Below are 1,388 nucleotides of genomic sequence, written 5' to 3'. Positions count from 1 at the left end.
TCCAGTTGGCCCGGTTGGTCCTGTAGAACCGGTGGGACCGGTAGGGAATTGAAAGGGTTGAACAGGTGGAAGTGTAGGTCCAATAGAACCCGGATTATGTGCAGCAAAAGATAAAAACTCGTCCATTATTTATCACCTCTAAAAATCGTATTACTAATAGTAAATGTAATGATAGAGTAAAGTGAAATGGACAAGTGATTGTATTTTAACAAATTAAACAAAGTAGTTATATGATAGAAAGAGAGATTCGTATGATTCCTTTAGAGATTAAATATAAAAAGGCGATTATCTTCAAATCGCCTTTTGGGTAATGCAGTGTAATTTTATTCAGTTATTTGAAATATAGTTTCATTCGGTTTAGAAAATCCATACAGTTTCCTTGCGAATTTTAAAATTTCTTCTTCACTACTTGTTAAAGCCTTGACATCATTGTTAAGGGAATGCCCATCCTTCTTTACAGAAGATAATTTTTGTTGCTCCGTATTAAGCGTGATTTGTTTTTCTTTAATCATTTCTTGTTGGTTATTCAGAGAATATTGCACGACAAAAATTATAGGTAATATAAAGACTAAAGTAGTTATAATACGGCGTCTTGTTTTTTTTATATTACCTTGTTGGGTATTAGGGTTCACTTGCTGTGAGGGTATATTTGGATTTGATTGGTGTGATGATATTTTTGGGATGTTTCCCATTAAAATGCCTCCATTACTGATTGTAGAATTTAAACCATTTAAAAGTATTATAAATGTTTAATAGGGATTTTAGAAGGTATTTTAATATAGGTGAGTTTTGTAAAGTTTAAACAAAATTTTTATTTAAATAAAAGAAACCCCGATTGTCTATAGGGCTCCTGAAGATAATCGTTAAGCAATGAAGCATTGCACTAATTAAAGATAGCATGAATTTTTTGATGAAAATATTGGTGAATTCGTCAAATCAATAAGCATCTAAAGTTTTATGCGTACGTGAAGTAATTAAAAAATCGATTTATAAGAGTCAGCTTTTTTTCTCAATACCCCACCAATCAGTAAATATATATGTCTGTCTGTCTGTTTAAGCCTTTACGTGTTCATTGACAAAAAGCTGACTATACTCAGTCAGCTTTTTATATATTACATTCTAGTATTTATCCCGCTATTTGCCGGGCAGTAAGGCCCCCACCTCAAAATTCAACGAAAGTAAGGAAGTAGGTGTGGGATCAACTATCCGTAAAAGCCCGAGTGGTTCCAAAAGACATATTCTTTCCTTTCAGTTGACATCGAAAATATTACCAATTTTTCCTTTTACAATGGCAACAAATAAAGAAACAATTACAGCGACACTTATTTCGTTTAGAACACCAATCATCATCACGATGACACTTTTCTTTAGATTTCCACCAATCATCA

General features: G+C 32.7%; 2 protein-coding genes. Both read right to left on the bottom strand.

All coding sequences use genetic code 11. From position 1 onward, the window contains the following. Window positions 1-126: exosporium leader peptide-containing protein (locus MR170_RS30610; RefSeq protein ID WP_242310638.1), on the bottom strand; the 126-nt coding region annotated here is incomplete at its 3' end. A 197-nt stretch (window positions 127-323) separates the two neighbouring features. Further along, window positions 324-692 carry an FtsB family cell division protein gene (locus MR170_RS30605; RefSeq protein WP_029442347.1) on the bottom strand — a complete coding sequence of 123 codons (369 nt, stop codon included), beginning with the start codon at window positions 690-692 and terminating at the stop codon, window positions 324-326. Window positions 693-1,388 lie beyond the last annotated feature (696 nt).

This window comes from Bacillus cereus group sp. BfR-BA-01524, from assembly GCF_022662595.1.
In the GTDB taxonomy this organism is placed as follows: Bacteria; Bacillota; Bacilli; order Bacillales; family Bacillaceae_G; genus Bacillus_A; species Bacillus_A thuringiensis_S.
The sequence above is the reverse complement of the archived record's forward strand: the minus strand, read 5'-3'. Positions and strand labels throughout refer to the sequence as shown.